The organism is Tenacibaculum aestuarii, assembly GCF_964510395.1.
Lineage (GTDB): Bacteria > Bacteroidota > Bacteroidia > Flavobacteriales > Flavobacteriaceae > Polaribacter > Polaribacter aestuarii.
Map to the genome: position 1 here is coordinate 167,613 of NZ_CAZEFY010000001.1, position 20,813 is coordinate 188,425.

Sequence of the window (20,813 nt, forward strand, 5' to 3'; positions counted from 1 at the left end):
TCTTATTTTTCTTTTGAATATGATATTTTTAAAACAGCTCTTTTAGTTCCGTTAGCAGTTTCATCTCCGTTTAATAACGTTACAGACCTAGGGTTCCAATTATATGTCCTTACATTGGTACTATTATTGCTTACTGGATCATCTGTAGGGTTGTATACTTTCAGAATTAGTGGGTCAGCTGTAAAATCGTCTTTTCCATTTAACAAATTAGATATGTAATTTGTAATTTTAAAAGTATACTTTTCGGGGGTACCATCATCGTTTTTTTGTAAAGTACCTCCATAATAACCAACTTCTAAATAGGCATCCGTTAATTGAGTTGGAGAAATGTTTCCGAACTCATTTTCTTTATCTTGATAAAGAAAAAGCTGTTGAGGAATAGAACTTGATTCTAAATTAATGGTTTGATCCACATAAAAAGTAAGTGAAGCATCAGTAATTAACCAATTATTTGCTCTTAACTCTTGAACTTTAGAATCATCTAAAATTTTAATTTCCGCATTACTTCCTGCAGTTCCTTGAATTATAAATTTATTTGCTGTAGGTTGTGTTGAAGCTGGGGACATCTTATAGTGACTATTTCTTACGCCAGAAAGAGGAAAGGTATATTTACTCTGAATAGTGTCTTTTACATTTCCAGATTCGACAATAGACTTGGTGTAATAAAAATCTATTGAAGGGGTTGGTGTAGCCGCTAAATTAAACGGAGCCATTGCTCCATCATTCCCAGTAGCTATAATTTTTATTCCATCAAAATATTCATCGAAGCTATCTTTTGAAGAAAACTCAGGACTTTCAAATTTATCCCAAAAAAGATTTTTCATTGTAGCTAGATCTAAAGGGATAGCTAAGAAAGGAGTCTTAGCTTTCAGAGATTTATAAACCCTAATAGTATCTATGAAAGTAGTTGTGTTTGTTAAAGAAATAGACCTGTCAATTCTATTAAATTTAAAAATAGTATCAGCTGAACTAGGTTTAAAGTTATAAGAAGATCCCTCGTTTAAAATAGTATTTCCTAGGTAGTCTGCATCAGAAAAGAAAGAATTTTTCTTTGAAGGATCAGTAGGATCTAGAGTATTTAAAAACGTTTCATTTTGTAACACTTGTATGTTCACAGGAGTATTAGGGTCTCCTAATATTGAGTCTAACTTATAGCTAGTTACATTATTAGATGTAGTTGCAGTTGCTTGGTATGGTAGTTTTAAAATTACTTTATCTAAGTTAAAAATCGTATCTCCATCTGTTATATTTTCCTGAGTTTTTAAGCCAGAAATATACCCAATTTGAGAAATTATAGAAGCTTCAATTTTTTTTGCATTAGGATTGTTGTAAACACCTAACCAATATTCGTTAATATTGGCATTGATATTGTCCGCTTGAACTTTTTGAATATCTATTGGAGTGATTTCAACATCTAATAAAACTTCTCCTGTTTCAAATTTATCGTTTGTAACAACATTTGTTCCTACTTCACTAAAATCTTTTTCACATGATGTAATAGCTGCAAAACATAGCAGGCTAATACCTAATACCCCAATTTTTCTAATCATTACTCGCTTAATTCTAAAACGTTTTCTTTATAAAATTCTAAATATGCTTCTGTTAAAGTTTCTTCAGATTGGAAATCTAATACTTTTGCATTTGTCTTTTCAATAAAAGATTCAATTTCCTCTGGTAAAACTTCACTACCTTTTATAACGGCATCTGAGTTTTCAATAGCACTCTTTAAAATATTTAAATGACTTGGTGTTTCGATGGTTACTACTTTAGATTCTTCAATCTTGTCAAAACGAACCTTGTTAGCCATTTCTTTATTTAAATCTTCAATGTCACTATTATACAGCGAAGTTACAATCTTACTTTCTGCAAACAAAGGTTCTTCTTTATAATATTCTCTTAAATATAAAGGTAATAAAGAGGCCATCCATCCGTGAACATGAATAATATCTGGAGCCCAGTTTAGTTTTTTAACGGTTTCAACAACACCTTTAGCGAAGAAGATCATACGTTCATCGTTATCCTCAAAAAGCTTATCATCTTCGTCAGAATAAACTGCTTTACGCTTAAAGTATTCATCATTGTCAATAAAGTATACTTGCATTCTTTCTTTAGGAATAGAGGCAACTTTAATTATTAAAGGCATGTCCATATCGTTAATAATCAGGTTCATACCCGAAAGACGAATAACTTCGTGCAATTGATGCCTGCGCTCGTTAATTACCCCAAAGCGAGGCATGAAAATACGGGTTTGAATTCCTTTAGAATGTGCATTTTTAGCAACGTTAAATGCGGTAGACGATAATTCTGTTTCTGGTAAATAAGGGGTAACCTCAGACGAAACATATAAAATTCTCTTATCCTTCATTAAATCGGTCTCTTTTATTGAAGGTGCAAAAATACGAAAATTAATGCAAAAATCGTGTTAAATTGCTAATTTTGCATGCATTTCAATAAAATAACAATGAAAATTTTCACAAGAAAATCCGAATTAAAAGAGTTTTTATCAACTCAAAAAAAAGATGAAAAGTCTATCGGATTTGTCCCAACGATGGGGGCTCTTCACCAAGGGCATTTGTCACTTATAAAAAGAGCAAAAAAGAAGCATGACCTTGCTGTTGTAAGTGTTTTTGTAAATCCAACTCAGTTTGATAATAAGGAAGATTTAGCCAAATATCCTAAAACATATGATAACGATGTAGCTTTATTAGAGTCGGTTAATTGTGATGTGTTGTTTTTTCCTTCGATAGAAGAAATTTATGCTGAAAATGTGGCTTCAGAAAAGTTTGATTTTGATGGTTTAGAACATCAAATGGAAGGAAAGTTTAGAGATGGTCATTTTGATGGGGTAGGTACAATTGTAAAAACCTTGTTTGAAATTGTTGAGCCAAATACAGCTTATTTTGGGAAGAAAGACTTTCAACAATTACAAATCATCAAAAAATTAGTTGAAAAATATGAGTTGCCAGTAAAAATAAAAGGAAGGCCAATTTTTAGAGAAGAAGATGGACTAGCAATGAGCTCTCGAAATACACGATTGATTGAAGAGTATAGAGAAGTAGCACCTTTTATTTATAAAATCTTAAAAAAGGTAAGAAAGAAATTTGGAGCAAAAAATCCTGAAGAGTTGACCAAATGGGTAGAAAAGAAGTTCAAAAAACATCCATTATTAGAACTTGAGTATTTTACCATAGCGGATGAAAAAACGTTAGAAACTGTAACAACAATAGAACCAGATAAAAAATATCGTGCTTTTATAGCTGTTTTTGCAGGAGATATTCGTTTGATTGATAATGTCGGATTGAATAAATAAGATAAATCATTGAAGTTGAAACTTCAGTTAAAGTTTCTAACAATGTTAAAATCATCAAAAAACAAATTAGTATTCATCAAAAAACAGCTATTTTTGCAGCATGTTAGTACAAGTAGTAAAATCTAAAATACACCGTGTTAAAGTAACTAATGCGGATTTAAACTATATAGGAAGTATCACCATTGACGAAGATTTAATGGATGCAGCAGGTATTATTGAAGGTGAGCGCGTTCAAATAGTAAACAACAATAATGGAGAGCGTTTAGAAACGTACGCAATTCCTGGTCCAAGAAAAAGTGGAGAGATTACCTTGAACGGTGCAGCAGCACGTAGAGTTCAAAAAGGAGATGTACTTATCTTAATCGTATACGCTTTTATGGAATTGGAAGAAGCGAAGAAATTTAAACCACAATTGGTATTTCCTAACGAAGAAAATAACCTGTTAGAATAGTTTGAGTTTATCAGTAAAAAAAATCATAAAAATAGCATTACCTCTCGTTTTGGGAGGTTTTTTAGTTTGGTATTCATTATCAAAAGTATCTGTAGCCACTTTATTACAGTATTTTAAAGATGCTAATTATTCATGGATAGCTTTAGGGTTGTTTTTCGGAATTTTAAGTCACTTATCTCGTGCTTATCGTTGGAAATTTTTACTAGAACCTATGGGGTATAAACCAGATTTTGGTAATAGCACCATGGCTGTTTTAGTAGCGTATTTGGTAAATTATGCAGTTCCTAGGGCGGGAGAAGTGTCACGTGCAGCGGTAATGACAAATTACGAGGATATTCCGTTTGAAAAAGGTTTTGGTACTATCGTTGCCGAAAGAATGGCAGATTTGCTAATGATGCTTAGTATTGTAGCCATTACATTATTTGTTCAGTTTGATTTTATTTATCAATTACTGACTAAAAATTTTGATCCAATTAAAATTGGAATTCTTTTAGTAGGATTAGTCTTGTTTTTTGTTGTTTTTACTCGTTCTGTAAAAAAAGCAGAATCGGGTATTGGTTTGAAAATTAAAAATTTTGTAGTAGGACTAGTAGAGGGTGTTACTAGTATTTTTAAGATGAAAAACAAGTGGGCTTTCATTTTTCATACCGTGTTTATTTGGGTAATGTATGTGCTAATGTTTTGGGCAACCATACCAGCAATTGAAGGGTTACAAGTTCCATTAGGTGGTGTTTTAATAGGGTTTATTGCTGGTGGATTTGCAATTGCAGCTACTAATGGAGGAATAGGATTGTATCCTGTTGCCGTAGCTGGAGCTTTAGCGTTATTTGGAATTGCAGAAGAACCTGCAACCGCTTTTGGTTGGATTATGTGGACTGCTCAAACTGCTATGATTATCATTTTTGGAGGATTAGCATTTTTGTTCTTGCCTATTTATAATAGAAATAAAAAAATATAGGGCGTTCCCTTTCAGGTCGTGCTTTCCGCACTCGCTTTTTTTGTTTTTAAGAACAAAAAAGAGCTCAAACAATTGCTGCAATCGCTAACGCAAACATTTGTTCAATAAAAAAGCAAAGTATTTTATATTTGAAACTTGTAACTTTAGCATTTTTCAATATTTAAAATGTGTTAAACTAAACCAATGGCAAAAATCAAAACAACTTTTTTCTGTCAAAACTGTGGAGCGCAACATGCGCAATGGGTTGGGCAATGTGGCTCATGTAAAGAATGGAACACCATTGTTGAAGAAGTAATTCAAAAAGAAGAAAAAAGAAGTTGGAAATCGCCATCAAACTCTCAAAAAAGAGTTGCAAAACCTTTACGTGTTGAAGATATTCAACTGAATCCAGAAGAGCGTTTTGGTACGAAGAATCAAGAATTAGATACCGTTTTAGGAGGTGGATTGGTAAAAGGAGCTGTGGTGTTATTAGGAGGTGAACCAGGGATTGGAAAATCAACTTTGTTACTACAAATTGCTCTGCAAATTCCACAAAAAGTATTGTATGTATCTGGGGAAGAAAGTCAGTCACAGATTAAAATGCGAGCAGAACGTATTGAAGGAAAAAATCCTAATTGTTTAATTCTTACCGAAACTAATACACAACAAATTTTTAAAAACATAGAAGAGGTTCAGCCAGATGTGTTGGTGATTGATTCTATCCAAACCTTACATACCGATACGATTGAAGCTTCACCAGGAAGTATTTCACAAATACGAGAAACTTCCGCAGAACTCATCAAATTTGCGAAAGAAACAGCAACTCCAGTATTGTTAATTGGGCATATTAATAAAGAAGGACATATTGCAGGACCAAAGATTTTAGAACATATGGTGGATGTAGTGTTGCAGTTTGAAGGAGACCGAAATCATACCTATCGAATTTTACGCTCCCAAAAAAACCGTTTTGGTTCTACCGCCGAATTAGGAATTTACGAAATGCTATCAGATGGATTACGAGAAGTATCCAACCCTTCAGAAATCTTAATTTCAAAAAAAGACGCTGATTTAAGCGGAACCGCGATAGCTTCAACATTAGAAGGAATTCGTCCGTTAATGATAGAAATTCAAGCGCTTGTTTCAACAGCGGTTTATGGAACTCCACAACGAACTACAACAGGTTATAACCTCAAGCGCTTGCATATGATTTTGGCGGTGCTAGAGAAGCGTGCGGGATTCAAATTAGGAGCGAAAGATGTATTTTTAAATGTAACAGGTGGAATTCATGTAGACGACCCAGCAATAGATTTAGCGGTGGTAGCAGCGATTTTATCGTCAAACCAAGATTTGGCTATCAATCCAGATGTGTGTTTTGCAGCCGAAGTTGGTTTAGCAGGAGAAATTCGTCCTGTTTCTAAAATAGACCAACGAATTACCGAAGCTGAAAAACTAGGGTATAAAACATTTGTGACTTCAAAATACAATAAGATTAACAGTAAAAATCATTCGATAAAACTAATTTTAGTAAGTAAGATTGAAGAGGCTTTTGCTACATTGTTTGCGTAGACTAGTTTTCTTCCTTTTTCTTTCCAAAAAGTCTGTTGAAAAAACCTTTAATTCCTTTTTCTCTGTATGGAGGACAGTCGATTGAGGAAGATATTTCTTCTGGTATATCAAAAGAGGTTAAGTATTTTTCCTTTAGTTCAGGGTTGTTTTCTATTTCTTTGAGGATGTTGGCTACAATAGGCAGCGCTAAAGAAGATCCCGAACCATTTCCACTGTTAAAATGTATGTCGTTTTTAGAAGTCCCAACCCAAGTTCCGAGAACAATATTTGGTGTATAGGCCATAAACCAGGCGTTGGTGTAATTTTGAGCGGTACCTGTTTTGCTGGCTAGTGGACTTTTAATTTTATACCTATTTCTTATGCTAGCACCCGTTCCTTGTTCTACAGCTTGTTGTAAAATAGTTGTCAAGGTTTGTGAGCTTTCTTCTGTAAATACTCTTTCGGTTTTTTGCGCTTCGCTTTCATAAATGATATTTCCTTCTTTATCGGTAATTTTATGAATCATGTACAAATCATTCATCTCACCATTATTGGCAAAAGCACCGTAAGCTCTTGTGGTTTCAAAAAGTGATAAATCTAACGTTCCTAAAGCAATAGAAGGAGCGTCGTCAGTAATTTCAGGGAATAATAACTTTTCACAAGTGTCAATCAACCATTCTTTTTCTAGTTTGAAATATAGATTTACACTAGGAATGTTCATAGACTTCATCAACGCATACCACATGGCAACTTTTTTATCAGGAGTTGAGCTATGGTCGGCATTTTTCGGTTCCCAATTATCGTATTCAGGGTAGGTTTTTTCTTCGTTTTCAAAATAATCACACGGAGAAATTCCATTTTCCAACGCTGTAGCGTATAAAAACGGTTTGAAAGCTGAGGCTATTTGACGGTGCGATAACACCATATCAAAAGGAAGTGTATTAAAATTATTACCGCCCACCCAACTAATCACTGCTCCGTTTTTCGGATTCGTAACCAAAACAGAAGCATTTAGCATTTTATCATAATACCAAAGACTATCAATTTTATTACCAGTAATGGTTTTTGTACTGTCCCAATCAAATAGTTGAATAGTTCTCTTTTGTTTATCTTTTTCTGTGAATTGTTGTTTTTTAAACCATCTGTTTTTTTGCCTGTTTGAAGCTAATTCTTTGTCTAACTGTTGTTGCTTAATGATGAGCTGTTCCTTAGCAGATTTCTCCGCAATTTTTTGAATATCATAATTCAGCGTTGTATGAATTTTTAATCCGTCTGTTTCTAAATTGTAGTTGCTGTTAGAAGCCTCATTAATGGTTTTTATAAGTTCTACAGCTTTTTTCTTTACCTGATAGGTAAAATAACCCGCTGTTGTATTTATATCGAGGTTATGATAGTTGAGTGTAATAGGTAGTTTTTGTAAACTGTCGGTAACTTTATTGCTTAAATACGCTTCGTTGTTCATTAATTGAAGCACTATGTTACGACGTTTTTTAGCATTTTCTGGATTTAACCTCGGATTGTAATAGGTATTGGCTTTTAACATCCCTACCAATACCGCTGATTCTTCGATATTTAATTCGTTGACAGATTTGTTAAAAAATCGATTAGCAGCCGATTCTACTCCAAAATTATTTTCTCCAAAGGGAACCGAGTTTAAATACAATAACAAGATTTCATCTTTGCTGTATAGTTTCTCCATACGACTGGCAATGATGAGCTCCTTGATTTTATTGATAGGCATACTCAAAAAGCCATGGTACTGCCTTCCGTAGAGGTTTTTAATTAGTTGTTGGGTAATAGTACTTCCCCCACCTCCAGAGGCGTCTTGTAGTAAAATACTTCTAAAGAAAACACGGGCATAGCTTTGACCGTCGTAGCCATTATGAGAATAGAATCGTTTATCTTCTGTAGCTATTAAAGCTTCTTTTAAATGATTTGGAATTTGTTCTAGTTGAACATTGGTTCTATTCTCAGCAAATACTTTACCTATAATTACCTCGTCGGATGAATAAATTAAAGAAGCTTCTTCGTTGATAATAGACGTTAATTCTTCTTTGTTAGGGAGCTTCCCAAACACTTCAAAATACACTAACGAGAATAACGCCACAACAGAAAGAAACCCAAAAAGGATGAGTCCTGTTATGGATTTCAATAAAAGGCGTAAAGACCTTTTCTCTTTAAGTTTACGTTGTATTTCTTTGAGTGTTTTCATCATACTAAAAACGAAGTGTCGTTGGTAAAATTGTGGTTTTGATTTACTTTGGGTTAAAAAAATGAAAAGAAAAAAGTTTAATTATAAGGTCAAAAAACTTAATAAAAAATATATGATTAATTTTTCCATTGACTTTTAAATAAGTTTTTTCCCTCTTCTTTAAAGGATGATACTTCAATTTTAATTTTTGTACTTTCTAAAATAACTTTTTCAAGAGAAAAATTAATGTCATTTTGGCTACTTATTGTGTAGAGCGAAGTATATTTTTCGCCTAATTTATATAAATTAGGAAACCCTAATTCAATTTTAAAAGTAACATCACAATTTTTAAAGTCAACAAGAGAAGGAGAATCGTAATTAGTGACTATGTTGTTAGTGCTTAAATTTGAACCAATAAAATGTATTGATTCTTGAGCGACTCCCATGAGAAATGTGTTGTTATTAGTTAGGCTGGTGTTAAAACCTACAAATTGTATTGGTGTTTGATCAAATCCAACAGTCATTTCTTTTTCATTATTTCTGAAAACTATTTTAATAATAATCTGAGCATCTTTCAGTTTATTAAGTCGTTCAATTTTTTTGTTGTTTCTACTTACGGGTAGATGGTTTCCATTTTTACTTGCAGCTTTCTGAAGTTTCTTGAATTCAATAGAGTCTGCTTTTATTGATGAGAAAAAAGATATTTCAAATTCTTTAGGTATGGGATTATTGAGTTTTTCTAAATTCTTTATCTGAATTTCTGATTTTTCACGAAGAGCTTCTTGTAACTCAATGATTTTATCAGTTTTATCTTTAAGTTCTTGTTCTTGATTATTACTTTTAATTATACTGTTTATAGAGAGTCCTACTGTAATAAAGCCACCCAAACAAATCAGAACTATTTCAATCATTCTGTTGAATTTTTTCATTTTTAAGTTAAAGATAACATTTTAAAGATAAAAGCTAGCTGTTTAACAACATCCACCACCATCGTAATGATAGGTAGATTCTGAGAAAAATATATCGTCTCTTCCCAACGCTTTTAAATCCGCGGCTGTTTTATCACAAATCGCTAAGGGTTGGTTTTTTAATAAGGTGTGTCCTGCTCCGTCATCAAAATAGTCTTCATCACCAAAGTAAATGGCAGCTTTTCCTGTAAACACACAAGGTCCGTCAGCAGGCATCGGATCTTTAATCGCTGCTACTTCAATCGATTCGATATAAATCAATTCATCCGTAGGATAATTTTTAGGATCTAAAATTCTGTATGGTTTACGCGCTCTGATTTCAATGGTTCCAAAACCAGCGTCGGTTAACATCTTTACATATTCTGCAATCGGTAAACTTCCACTTAAACATAAGGCACGCAAACGTTCGTCGTTGCGCAAGGTTTCATTCATAGGTTGCTCACAGGTAGGATCACTCATTACCAAACGTCCGTGAGGTTTTAGCACGCGGTACATTTCAGCAATGGCTTTTTTCAATTCTTCAGCTTTAAAAATGTTGAATAAACAGTTTTGAGCAGCTACATCAATCGAATTATCTTCTACAGGTAAGTGTAAAGCATCTCCTTTTCGTAAATCAACGAACTCACTTTTAAACCAATCGTTTTGTGCTTCAGCTTCAACGAAATTCTTTTGAGCAGCTTCTAACATTTCATCTACCACATCAATTCCTATCACTCCGTTTTTCTGACGAGAGAAATATGAAAATTGCAACAATTCCATTCCGCCACCAACACCTACATATAATATTTTAGGATTGTTGGTTAAATCGCGCGCATGCACGGTAGAACCACATCCGTAGTTCATTTCTTGCATGATTTTAGGGATTTTTAATCCAGGTAACTCCCAAATTGGGTTTGTGGTACAGCACAAACCAACATCAGGGGTCAAGGCTGCTTCTTTATATACATCGATAGTGGTTTCTAAGTAACTCATGTATTGTTGGATTCTTGGAGTTTTCAATTTTTAAATAATTAGAATTAGAGAACTTGAATTCCGTTATCTAAAAATCTAGCTATCTAGTAATCTAATTATCTAAATCTCTAATTAATTCTTTAAAAAGTGTAATCATTTTCGGTTCAGCTTTTCCAGCAACTTCAATGATTTCGGTAATATCTACAGGTTGTAAATCTTTAGGATCACACTCATCGGTTAATACCGAAACAGCTGCACACGGAATGTTGAGTTGTTTTGCTACGATTATTTCAGGAACAGTACTCATTCCCACCGCATCTACTTCTAAAATTTGTAACATTCTGTATTCAGCTCTGGTTTCCAATTGCGGACCTACAACACTAGCGTATACACCTTCTTTCAAGTCTATGTCGTTAGCTTTAGCGATTGCTTTCATTTTTGTATTCAATTTTTTTGAATACGGTTCAAGCATGTCGGCAAAAATATTTCCGAAGGCATTAGCTCCTTTAAAGGCTAGGGGAGAACCTCCTTGTAAATTCAAGTGATCTTCTAACAACATCAAATCACCTTTTTTGTAAGAAAGGTTGATAGCACCTGCAGCATTAGAAACTAATAATGTTTGAATACCTAACGCATGCATGGTTCTGATGCCATAGGTAACTTCCCATAAATTATATCCTTCATACATATGAAAACGACCAGACATAACCACCACTTTTTTACCCGATAGGGTTCCGTAAATCAATTTTCCTGAATGAAATTCTACTGTTGCTTGAGGAAAGTGTGGAATGTCTGCATACGAAACTTCTTGTTCAATAGTTATTTCATTGATTAATTTTCCTAACCCTGTTCCTAAAACAATTCCTATTTCAGGGTTGGTAATTCCTTTATATTGAAGAAACTCTTGTGTTTCTTGTAGTTGTTGTTTTTTTAGCATTTTTATATCGTGTTTGTCATTATGGGGAGTGACGGTTAGTTTAAAAATTGATTGAATATTGGGTTGTTTTTGATGTCGTCAAAAACATCTACATCGTTTAAGGTTTCCAGCAAAAATACTGATTCGTTTTGTAAATCGTTCAAGGTATCTTTTCTAACAGTTGAGGTTCCCCAGTCTTTATGTTGAAAAATGTTTGCATGAAGTTTTTTCATGCCCAATAAGTAATAACCTCCATCTTCCGCAGGGCCCATAACAACATCATTAGAATTCAATTTTTCAAAAGCTTCATTGATATGTTCAGAAGTTAAATCAGGTAAATCGCTACCAATAATAATCACTTTTTCATATCCAGTAGAAAAAGCTTGTTGAAAAGCATTGTGCATTCGAATACCTAAGTCGTTTCCGTTTTGTTGATGCTTTTGATATAGGGTAGCATCCCAAATATCATGTTCACGAACTTTTACGGAATAATAAACGGCTTTGTCGCACGATAAATTTTGGGTGACTTGTTTTGTGTGTTCTAATAAGAATTTATAAATATCAAACGCAGCTTCATTTCCAATTGTTTTAGCTAAACGCGTTTTTACTTTACCTAATTCAGGGTTTCTGGTGAAAATTAAAAGAAGATTTTTTGACTTTGGCAGTAAAGACATATTGTTTACAAAGGTGTTTCGAAATTAATGTGTTATGTTACAGTTCCTTGGCAGCTACTACCAGCCCCTGCGGTACATCCGTAACAATGTTGGTTGATAATAATATTCCTGTTTTGTAACAATGCTTCGTTGTATTCAGAAATATGTTGGGACTTACTGGCTACTTTTAGGTTTAGCATCTGGTTGAAATCGCAATCATATAAATATCCGTTCCAACTTACAGATAAGGTATTGGTACACATTATATTTTCTACCGCCATAGGATTGTAGGCTTCTACTAACGAATACATATAATCTTCGTAGTTTTCAGAAGCAATTAAATAGTCTAAAAATCGGCTAATAGGTAAATTGGTAATGGCAAATAAACTGTTGAATGAGATTCCGAAATCTTCATATAATGCTTTCTTGAAATCAGTTTCTAAAGCTGCTTGATCTCCTGGTAAGAAGGCGCCTGATGGGTTGTATACTAAGTCTAATTGTAAACCAGTTCCTTCAACTCCGTAACCAACGTTGTTTAACATTTTTAAAGCTTCAATAGATTTGTCGAAAACACCGTCACCACGCTGTTTGTCGGTTTTTCCACGTGTCCAATGTGGCATAGAAGAAACCACATGTATATTGTGTTTTTTGAAAAACTCAGGTAAGTCGTAATATTTTTTATTCGCTCTAATGATGGTTAGGTTAGAGCGAACAATAAAATCTTTGATTCCTGCTTTAGATGCTTCTTCTACAAACCATCGAAAATTAGGATTCATTTCAGGAGCACCACCTGTTAAGTCTAAGGTGTGTGCTTCTGTTTTTCGAATAACCTCTAAACATTGCTCCATGGTTTCCATGGTCATGATTTCTTTTCGGTCAGGACCAGCATCTACATGACAATGTGCACAAACTTGATTACACATGTACCCTAAATTAATTTGAAGAATTTCTAATTTTTTAGGACGTAAAGGAAACTGATTGGTTTCTTTTATTTTTTTTGCAAACGTAGGTAATTCGCCATCAGCAAAAACTCCATTTGATAAGATTTCAAGCTGACGTTGTGTGTTTGATAAATCGTTGTTTCTAGATTGTAAAGATTTTTTCATCATCCTTCCTAATAAAGCTGAAATAAGTTCAGCTTCTCATCATTTTTAGTATTTAATATCCTTTGACTTTGCTCAGGATAACATAGTGAGGAACAAGTATTTTTGAGTAATGAGATCCCAACCTTCGTTGGGATAAGCGATTCACATAATTTTGATTTTCAAAAATGGTTCTCTGCTTACATTTCTAGTTTGTTCACTTTGTTCATCATTTGAACACCGTGTACTAAAGTAGCACCACTTTTAATAGCAGCTCCTACGTGAATGGCTTCCATCATTTCTTCTTTAGTGATTCCGCGTTGTAATCCGTCTTTTGTGTAAGCGTCAATACAATACGGGCATTGCTCGGTATGTGCAACAGCTAAAGCTATTAAACTTTTTTCGCGTGCAGTTAAGGCGCCTTCTTCAAAGACTTTTCCGTAGTATTCGAAAAACTTGTTTCCTAATTCTTCACTCCACTCAGTAATTTTACCAAACTTGCGTAAGTCGGCAGGATCGTAATATGTTTTTGACATGTATTTTATTTTCGGGGTTAGACGAGACGTTTATTGATACTTTACAAGCAATATTATGAAAAGTATAGATACAAAAAAAGCCTTAACAAATTTGTTAAGGCTTTTGTACTGAAGGCGGGACTTGAACCCGCACGGGCATTACGGCCCATTGGATTTTAAGTCCAACGTGTCTACCAATTCCACCACTTCAGCGTATGTGCTTTGTTAATGACTACTTTTAAAATGAAACCTCACTCATACAAGTGAGGTTTCTTGGTACTGAAGGCGGGACTTGAACCCGCACGAGCATTACGGCTCATTGGATTTTAAGTCCAACGTGTCTACCAATTCCACCACTTCAGCATACTCTTTTAAAAAAAGGCTTGAGCGAAAGACGGGATTTGAACCCGCGACCCTCACCTTGGCAAGGTGATGCTCTACCCCTGAGCTACTTTCGCGTAGTCATTTTTTATTTTAATGAACGTGCATTGCTGCGAATGCGGGTGCAAATATAAAACCTTTTTTTTAATTACAAAGCACTTTTTATTTTTTTTCAATTTTAATTCCAATAAAATTTTATGGTGGTTCAATAAGAATGGAATATCTTTGCAGAAATTTTTTAAAATTAGAAGTGAATTCTGTTTCATCTGTACATACTAAACCCTCTGTAAAATCAATAGTTAAAGATTTTAAACAATTAACTAAAGTTGGATTATCTATAAGTGTAGTTTTTACATCGGTTACAGGATATTTATTAGGAGCAGAAACAATTGATTATACTACTATAATATTATTAGCTTTAGGAGGCTACTTAATGGTAGGAGCATCTAATGCTTTTAATCAGGTAATAGAAAAGGATATTGATGCGGTAATGCAACGCACAAAAAATCGTCCGTTACCTTCTGGAAGAATGTCTACGACCGTAGCATTAACTATAGCGACTCTTTTTACGATAGCGGGTATTACAATTTTATATATTATAGATCCGAAATGTGCTTTGTTTGGGGCGATTTCTATCTTTTTATATACAAGTGCTTACACACCATTAAAAGCAGTAACACCTCTAGCAGTATTTGTAGGGGCAATTCCTGGAGCGATTCCTTTTATGTTAGGATGGGTAGCAGCAACGGGTAAATTTGGTATTGAAGCTGGATTTTTATTTATGATTCAGTTTTTTTGGCAATTTCCTCATTTTTGGGCTATCGGTTGGTTACAGTTTGAAGAATATAACAAGGCAGGTTTGCACATGTTGCCAATGGATAAAAAAGACAAAGGTGCTGTGGTGCAAATTATTTTTTATACCTGCATAATGATTTTAATGTCAATTGCACCTGTGTTAAAAGTAACAGGAGATTTATATATATATCCGTTAACAGCAGTAATTATTCTATTATTAGGATTGTTAATGTTGTATTATGCAATACAATTATATAAAACAGAAAAAAACACAGATGCACGTAAATTGATGTTGGCAAGTGTTTTTTATATTACAATAGTACCCATTATATATGTGGTAGATAAATTTTTACACTAATGAGTGAACAATCGTTACAAGAAGAATTAAAAGTAGCTAAACGTAAATCGGCTAAACCAATGCTGTGGATTTCCATGGTAAGTATGGTAATGTTTTTTGCTGGGTTAACAAGTGCTTATGTAGTAAGTATGAATCGTGAAGATTGGGTTACCTTTGATTTGCCTCAGGCATTTTACATTAGTACTGTATTAATTGTATTAAGTAGTATTACGTTGTTTTTCTCTCAAAACTTATTGAAAAAAGACAATATTAAAGGGTCATTAATCTTATTGTTAGGTACATTAATATTAGGTTTAGGCTTTGTGTGGTATCAATGGGTAGGATTTAATGAATTAAAAAATACAGGTTTATATTTTACTGGACCTGAAAGTACAGTATCAACATCGTTTATAATAGGAATAACATTTATGCACGTTTTACACTTGTTAGCAGGGGTAATCGTGTTATTGGTTGTTATTTATAATCATTTTAAAAAGAAGTATACATCAAGCAATATGCTTGGATTTGAACTAGGTGCAATCTTTTGGCATTTTGTAGATGTATTGTGGATTTACCTATTTTTCTTTTTCTATTTTATTAGATGATGAAAAATGCGTAATTTTGGCGCACTGATTAAACAAAAATTAACAAAAAGAGATTTATGGGAGCAAATATTGCTGTAAATTCTGACAACAAAGAGACCTGGGGCGGAGGTGGTGTAAAACCATTTGGCGCTAGTTATGGGAAAATGATGATGTGGTTTTTCATCGTATCTGATGCATTAACTTTTTCGGGCTTTTTAGCAGCGTATGGTTTAACACGTTTTAAGTTTATTGACTCTTGGCCTATTGCTGACGAGGTATTTACACACTTTCCTGGTTTACACGGTGTTCATGCGCCGATGTATTACGTAGCATTAATGACATTTATTTTAATTGTATCATCGGTAACAATGGTGTTAGCAGTAGATGCAGGTCATAAAATGCAAAAGAAAAAAGTAGCATGGTATATGTTTGCTACCATCATTTTTGGTATTATTTTCGTTGGTTCTCAAGCTTGGGAATGGAAAAACTTTATTAACGGTTCTTACGGAGCTGTTAAAACTGCCGATAATCACATTTTACAATTTGTAAAAGACGGACATCAAATTGCATTGGCTGATTTTGTTCATAGTGATAGAAAAGATGGAAGAGTTCAACATCAAAGAGAAAATGGATTATGGTTTGAAAAAGAAGCAGCTATTTCTCAATATTCAGTAGCTCAAGTTCAAGAAGCTTTTAAGGCAGATCCTTCTTTGTTAGTTAGAATTGAAAAAATCAATCCAGACACTAAGAAAAAAATTATTTTATCAAGAGAAGAAAGTATTGCTAAGTTAGCTACAGCAACTAGAGTTGTTGAAGGAGCTAATTTAATAGAGAATGAATACGGTAACCCTATTTTTGCTGATTTCTTCTTCTTTATTACTGGTTTCCACGGATTCCACGTATTCTCAGGAATTGTAATCAACATTATCATTTTCTTTAACGTTGTGTTGGGTACGTACGAGCGTAGAGGGCACTACGAAATGGTTGAAAAGGTAGGTTTATATTGGCACTTTGTAGATTTAGTTTGGGTATTTGTATTTACCTTCTTCTACTTAGTATAATTTTAAAAAAAAGAGGAAATGGCACACGCACACGAATCGAATACAAAAAGAATTTGGATTGTTTTAGCAATTTTAACAGTATTAACAACTGTAGAAGTTGCCTTAGGTATTGTTAGACCAGATTTCTTAGTTTTCAATGACTTTTTAGGTACTCACTTATTAAACTGGGTATTTATCATTTTAACTTTAGTTAAAGCATATTACATTGCTTGGGCATTTATGCACTTAGAAGGAGAAAAACCATGGTTAAGAAGAGCTATTGTTTGGACAGGTGTTTTCTTAATATGTTATTTAGTAACACTAATTCTAATAGAAGGTGATTACTTACACGATACATTAGCACCATTAGTAAAGTGGTAATCAAAATAAAATGAGAAAAGAGGTGGTGTTAACCGCCTCTTTTTGTATATAAGATTTAGTAAAATGAATAAAACAAGAAAATACATAGTACTGTTTGCGCTTTTTATAGTGCCTCTATTGTTTTATATTTTTTTGTCACTAGGAATCAATAATTTCGCAAAATTACCTGTGCTCACAGAAAATGTAATTGATATATCCTCAGTAAGTAAACAACATCAATTTGATAAAAAAATATCAATAGTTACTTTTTTAGGGAAGAATGTACAGGAGGTTAAAGGAGAACTATTTAATCTTAATGAGAAAATATACAAACCATTTTACGGATTTAAAGACTTTCAATTAATTGTAATAGCTTCTCCTGAAGTTAAAGACGATGTTGAAAAACTTGAAAAAGAGATAGGGACTTATACCAATATGATTAGCTGGAAGTTTGTTTATGCTGATGATACAGAAATACAAGTGCTGTACGATAGTTTTAAAACAAACCAATCATTAGATAATAAATTGCATTCATCTAAAGCCTTTATTATAGATAAGGGAGGTAATTTAAGAGGGAGAAATGATGATGAAGATAGTGCTGGTGGAAAATTGTTTGGATACAATATGAAATCAGTAGCAGAGCTGAATAATAAGATGAAAGACGACGTTAAAGTTGTGTTGGCAGAATATCGTTTGGCATTAAAAAAGAACAATGCAGACAGACAAATTTAACCAGAGTTAAGTCATGAAAAAACAGAATTATTCTTACATAGGTATTTCGCTTATCGTTTTACTTTTTGGAATTTATGCTATTCCTAAAATCATAGCACACTTTCAAACAGCAAACTTACACAAGTTTAACAAGGTGCCAGATTTTGAGTTTATCAACCAAGATGAGAAAGTAATTACTAATAAAGATTATGAAGGAAAAGTATATGTAGTTGAATTTTTCTTCGCTACATGTCCAACAATCTGCCCATTGATGAATCAAAAAATGGTAGAAATTCAAAACGAATTTATGGGGAATCCTAATTTTGGAATCGCTTCGTTTTCAATTACCCCAGATATTGATACTCCACATCAGTTGAAAGAGTATGCTAAGAATAATGGTATAAACCATAAGAACTGGCATTTGTTAACCGGAAAAGGAGATGATGTAGTGTATGATTTATCTAACGAAGGATTTAAGTTGTATGCAGGTAAAGGAGAAGTTAGTCATGGCGGATTTGAACATTCAGGATTATTTGCGTTAGTTGATAAAGACGGATACATAAGATCACGATATGACGAGAACGGAAACCCCATTCTGTATTACAGAGCATTAGATGAACATGGTTTTGGTGATCAAATAACAGAGTTAAAAGAGGATATTAAGTTATTATTAAAAGAATAGCATGAGTAGCACAGAAGAAAAAAAATATAAAAAATTTATTACGATAATATCTATCGTAATTCCTATCGCGGTGGCAGCTTTATTCGGCATTAAAATACCTAATGTAGAACCGTTATCGTTTTTGCCTCCTATTTATGCTAGTATTAATGGTTTTACAGCTGTATTATTAGTTGCTTCTGTTGTGGCTATTAAAAATGGTAAAAGAAAATTACACGAGCAGTTAAATACAATAGCAATAATTTGTTCTGCGTTATTTTTAGTAATGTATGTGGCTTACCACATGACTTCTGATTCCACTAAATTTGGTGGAGAAGGAATGATTAAGTACGTGTATTTTTTCATTTTAATAACGCATATTTTATTATCTATTGTAATTATACCTTTTGTATTAATTACATTTATGAGAGCGCGTTTAGGAAATTTTCCAGAACATAAAAAAATAGCAAAAATTACATTTCCATTATGGCTGTATGTTGCAGTGACGGGAGTAGTAGTGTATTTAATGATATCACCTTATTATGTATAAAAAACTTATAGTATTAACACTGTTGTTTTTCTTTTCGTTAAACATGTCTGCGCAGTGTGCTATGTGTAAAGCTGTTGTTGAAGGAGGTAATGAAACCATTGCAGAAGGAGTAAATAATGGAATTACTTATTTAATGATTTTCCCTTATTTATTAGTAGGGGTACTTTTTTATTTTATTTATCGCCACAAAAAGAAAGGCAAAGCTTAATTCAATTAAGTAATATTTTTTGTAACAAATTATATTTTTAATCGTCATATAGTGGCAGTTAAGAATAATTAATTGTTTTTATTGTTAGTTTTTAAACTGTTTAAAGGTTTTTCTAATTAACAATAAAATGATATATTTCTTTTTTTGAAATATCAACTAGCTAATAATTTAAACAAAAAATATTTGTCTTTTGAAAACTAAAATTGCACTATTCACAGCTATATTTACCTCATTAGCTGTTTTTTCTCAAAAACAATGGACCTTAAAAGAGTGTGTAGACTACGCTTTAGAAAATAACATTACTATTAAGCAAAATCGGTTAAATGTAAATTTAGCAGAAAAAGACGTTGAGATTGCTAAAGGAAATTTCTTGCCTGATTTAGGATTTAGTAATTCTCATAGAGGATCTTTTGGATTGTCTTCAGGGGTTAGCGGAGTTAATACCAGTCAAGATAGATATTCAACAAACTTTGCTTTAGGAACTCAAGGAACTATTTTCAATGGTTTTAGAAACTTAAATTCTAAAAAGCAAGCTTTACTTAATGTTAAAGGGAGTGAGTTAGACTTAGCGAAAATAGAAAATGACATTTCTTTAAACGTAGTAAATGAATACTTAAATGTACTGTTTGCAAAAGAAAACCTTGCAGTAGCAAAAGTTCAAGCAGAAATAAGTAAAAAGCAAATTGAAAGAGCAAAAGCTCAATATGAAGGAGGAGCAATACCTAAAGGAGATTTATTAAATGTAGAGTCTACAGCCGCTAATGATATCCAAAATGTAGTGATACAAGAAAACACATTAAGTATTGCTTTACTTAGATTAAGTCAGTTGTTACAGATTTCTTCAGAAGATTTTGCTGTTTCAGATATTGAGGTAGGGTCACCATCAGCGGCTTTATTGTATGACAATTCTAGTGTCGTATACGAAAAAGCATTAACACAATGGCCAGATATAGAAAGGGCAGAATTAAACCTTGAAAACGCAGATTTAGGAATAGAATTAGCTAAAGGAGCTTATTTACCAACCTTAACTTATTCAGCAAATGCAGGTACTTCTTATTTTACAGTATTTGGAGAGCCTGATAGAAGAGTTATTGGAGTTGATCCAGTGACACAATTACCTATATATGAGTCTTATGGTTTTTTTAAGCAATTAGATAATAATTTAAGTTATGGGGTAGGGTTGTCATTAAATATCCCAATATTTAATCGTTTTCAAACAAAAAACAGAGTAGCTAAATCTACTATTGATAAAGAGGTCTCAGAGTTAGCTCTTGAAAATCAAAAATTGCAGTTGGAACAAGAAATTGAAAGTGCTTTTTTAGATGCTAAAGCAGCAGCAAAAACTTATGAAGCAGCAAAAATATCTTTAGAAGCGCAACAAGAAGCTTTTAAAAATGCACAAGTAAGTTATGATTACGGATCAATGACTCAATTCGATTTCGATCAAGTTCGTAATCGTTTAGTAAATGCTGAAGGAGCAATGATTAGAGCGAAATATGATTATGTATTTAAAACGAAAGTATTAAAATTCTACTATGGTGAATCTATCGTAGATTAATAAGAAAGAGATATTTATTGTTGGAAGAACCTCGTTAGATTTATGCTAACGGGGTTTTTCTTTGTATGACATCCAATGATTTTTTATTCAACTTTATATAAAATGTATCTTT

The 20,813-nt window shown here is 33.1% G+C and carries 22 protein-coding genes and 3 tRNA genes; 13 read left to right on the forward strand and 12 right to left on the reverse strand.

Translation table 11 applies throughout. The features are described from left to right. Positions 1 to 2: 2 nt before the first annotated feature. Together ACKTSU_RS00805 and ACKTSU_RS00810 are read right to left on the reverse strand one after the other, a co-directional pair. Complete coding sequence (locus ACKTSU_RS00805; protein WP_408034489.1) at positions 3 to 1,550, reverse strand: DUF4270 family protein; 1,548 nt, start codon at positions 1,548 to 1,550, stop codon at positions 3 to 5. Beyond that, positions 1,550 to 2,365, reverse strand: coding sequence for a glycogen/starch synthase (locus ACKTSU_RS00810; protein WP_408034490.1), 816 nt, complete (start codon positions 2,363 to 2,365; stop codon positions 1,550 to 1,552). The genes ACKTSU_RS00805 and ACKTSU_RS00810 overlap by 1 nt, the downstream gene beginning before the upstream one ends. A 96-nt stretch (positions 2,366 to 2,461) precedes the next feature. On the opposite strand from ACKTSU_RS00810, the gene panC reads away from it, so the two are divergent. The 4 genes from panC (at position 2,462) to radA (ending at position 6,264) form a co-directional block, all read left to right on the forward strand. After that, positions 2,462 to 3,310: a pantoate--beta-alanine ligase gene (gene panC / locus ACKTSU_RS00815; protein ID WP_408034491.1), complete on the forward strand. Its 849-nt coding sequence runs from the start codon at positions 2,462 to 2,464 to the stop codon at positions 3,308 to 3,310. Between the two features lie 100 nt (positions 3,311 to 3,410). Further along, positions 3,411 to 3,761, forward strand: coding sequence for an aspartate 1-decarboxylase (panD, locus tag ACKTSU_RS00820; RefSeq protein WP_028891458.1), 351 nt, complete (start codon positions 3,411 to 3,413; stop codon positions 3,759 to 3,761). A 1-nt stretch (position 3,762) separates the two neighbouring features. Then, positions 3,763 to 4,719, forward strand: coding sequence for a lysylphosphatidylglycerol synthase transmembrane domain-containing protein (locus ACKTSU_RS00825; RefSeq protein ID WP_408034492.1), 957 nt, complete (start codon positions 3,763 to 3,765; stop codon positions 4,717 to 4,719). Positions 4,720 to 4,902: 183 nt separating this feature from the next. Then, positions 4,903 to 6,264 (forward strand): DNA repair protein RadA, encoded by a 1,362-nt coding sequence (gene radA / locus ACKTSU_RS00830; RefSeq protein WP_408034493.1) that lies wholly within the window; start codon positions 4,903 to 4,905, stop codon positions 6,262 to 6,264. Position 6,265: 1 nt separating this feature from the next. Here radA and ACKTSU_RS00835 read toward each other — a convergent pair whose 3' ends face one another. The 10 genes from ACKTSU_RS00835 to ACKTSU_RS00880 all read right to left on the reverse strand — a co-directional run bounded on the left by ACKTSU_RS00835 (position 6,266) and on the right by ACKTSU_RS00880 (position 13,977). Then, positions 6,266 to 8,458, reverse strand: coding sequence for a transglycosylase domain-containing protein (locus ACKTSU_RS00835; RefSeq protein WP_408034494.1), 2,193 nt, complete (start codon positions 8,456 to 8,458; stop codon positions 6,266 to 6,268). Between the two features lie 113 nt (positions 8,459 to 8,571). Then, entirely contained in the window at positions 8,572 to 9,363 is a 792-nt protein-coding gene (locus ACKTSU_RS00840) for a hypothetical protein (protein ID WP_408034495.1), read from the reverse strand. Between the two features lie 42 nt (positions 9,364 to 9,405). Continuing rightward, complete coding sequence (arsM, locus tag ACKTSU_RS00845; RefSeq protein WP_408034496.1) at positions 9,406 to 10,374, reverse strand: arsenosugar biosynthesis arsenite methyltransferase ArsM; 969 nt, start codon at positions 10,372 to 10,374, stop codon at positions 9,406 to 9,408. A 91-nt stretch (positions 10,375 to 10,465) separates the two neighbouring features. Then, a complete protein-coding gene (locus tag ACKTSU_RS00850; RefSeq protein WP_408034497.1) occupies positions 10,466 to 11,290 on the reverse strand; it encodes a purine-nucleoside phosphorylase in 825 nt (274 codons plus the stop codon). 35 nt (positions 11,291 to 11,325) lie between these two features. After that, on the reverse strand, positions 11,326 to 11,943 hold the full coding sequence (locus ACKTSU_RS00855) for a TIGR04282 family arsenosugar biosynthesis glycosyltransferase (RefSeq protein ID WP_408034498.1): 618 nt from the start codon (positions 11,941 to 11,943) through the stop codon (positions 11,326 to 11,328). 32 nt (positions 11,944 to 11,975) lie between these two features. Then, positions 11,976 to 13,031 carry an arsenosugar biosynthesis radical SAM (seleno)protein ArsS gene (gene arsS / locus ACKTSU_RS00860; protein ID WP_408034499.1) on the reverse strand — a complete coding sequence of 352 codons (1,056 nt, stop codon included), beginning with the start codon at positions 13,029 to 13,031 and terminating at the stop codon, positions 11,976 to 11,978. Positions 13,032 to 13,204: 173 nt separating this feature from the next. Beyond that, the gene (locus ACKTSU_RS00865) at positions 13,205 to 13,540 is read right to left on the reverse strand and encodes an arsenosugar biosynthesis-associated peroxidase-like protein (RefSeq protein ID WP_120185760.1); all 336 of its coding nucleotides are present in this window, start codon (positions 13,538 to 13,540) and stop codon (positions 13,205 to 13,207) included. Positions 13,541 to 13,646: 106 nt separating this feature from the next. Beyond that, a tRNA-Leu gene (locus tag ACKTSU_RS00870) sits at positions 13,647 to 13,732 on the reverse strand. A gap of 61 nt (positions 13,733 to 13,793) precedes the next feature. Next, a tRNA-Leu gene (locus ACKTSU_RS00875) sits at positions 13,794 to 13,882 on the reverse strand. A gap of 23 nt (positions 13,883 to 13,905) precedes the next feature. Next, a tRNA-Gly gene (locus tag ACKTSU_RS00880) sits at positions 13,906 to 13,977 on the reverse strand. A 137-nt stretch (positions 13,978 to 14,114) separates the two neighbouring features. On the opposite strand from ACKTSU_RS00880, the gene cyoE reads away from it, so the two are divergent. The 9 genes from cyoE (at position 14,115) to ACKTSU_RS00925 (ending at position 20,701) form a co-directional block, all read left to right on the forward strand. Beyond that, positions 14,115 to 15,053 carry a heme o synthase gene (gene cyoE / locus ACKTSU_RS00885; protein WP_408034500.1) on the forward strand — a complete coding sequence of 313 codons (939 nt, stop codon included), beginning with the start codon at positions 14,115 to 14,117 and terminating at the stop codon, positions 15,051 to 15,053. Further along, positions 15,053 to 15,637: a cytochrome c oxidase subunit 3 gene (locus ACKTSU_RS00890; protein ID WP_408034501.1), complete on the forward strand. Its 585-nt coding sequence runs from the start codon at positions 15,053 to 15,055 to the stop codon at positions 15,635 to 15,637. Before cyoE ends, ACKTSU_RS00890 begins: the two co-directional genes overlap by 1 nt. A 56-nt stretch (positions 15,638 to 15,693) precedes the next feature. Continuing rightward, positions 15,694 to 16,677, forward strand: coding sequence for a cytochrome c oxidase subunit 3 (locus tag ACKTSU_RS00895; protein WP_408034502.1), 984 nt, complete (start codon positions 15,694 to 15,696; stop codon positions 16,675 to 16,677). Positions 16,678 to 16,695: 18 nt separating this feature from the next. Then, positions 16,696 to 17,037, forward strand: a complete 342-nt coding sequence (locus ACKTSU_RS00900) for a cytochrome C oxidase subunit IV family protein (protein ID WP_408034503.1) — start codon at positions 16,696 to 16,698, stop codon at positions 17,035 to 17,037. A 168-nt stretch (positions 17,038 to 17,205) separates the two neighbouring features. Next, positions 17,206 to 17,748, forward strand: coding sequence for a hypothetical protein (locus tag ACKTSU_RS00905; protein WP_408034504.1), 543 nt, complete (start codon positions 17,206 to 17,208; stop codon positions 17,746 to 17,748). Positions 17,749 to 17,761: 13 nt separating this feature from the next. After that, positions 17,762 to 18,409: an SCO family protein gene (locus tag ACKTSU_RS00910; RefSeq protein ID WP_408034505.1), complete on the forward strand. Its 648-nt coding sequence runs from the start codon at positions 17,762 to 17,764 to the stop codon at positions 18,407 to 18,409. 1 nt (position 18,410) lies between these two features. Next, positions 18,411 to 18,935, forward strand: a complete 525-nt coding sequence (locus ACKTSU_RS00915) for a DUF420 domain-containing protein (RefSeq protein ID WP_408034506.1) — start codon at positions 18,411 to 18,413, stop codon at positions 18,933 to 18,935. Between the two features lie 43 nt (positions 18,936 to 18,978). Further along, positions 18,979 to 19,143: a hypothetical protein gene (locus tag ACKTSU_RS00920; RefSeq protein ID WP_408034507.1), complete on the forward strand. Its 165-nt coding sequence runs from the start codon at positions 18,979 to 18,981 to the stop codon at positions 19,141 to 19,143. Between the two features lie 190 nt (positions 19,144 to 19,333). Continuing rightward, positions 19,334 to 20,701, forward strand: coding sequence for a TolC family protein (locus ACKTSU_RS00925; protein WP_408034508.1), 1,368 nt, complete (start codon positions 19,334 to 19,336; stop codon positions 20,699 to 20,701). Positions 20,702 to 20,813: the final 112 nt, after the last annotated feature.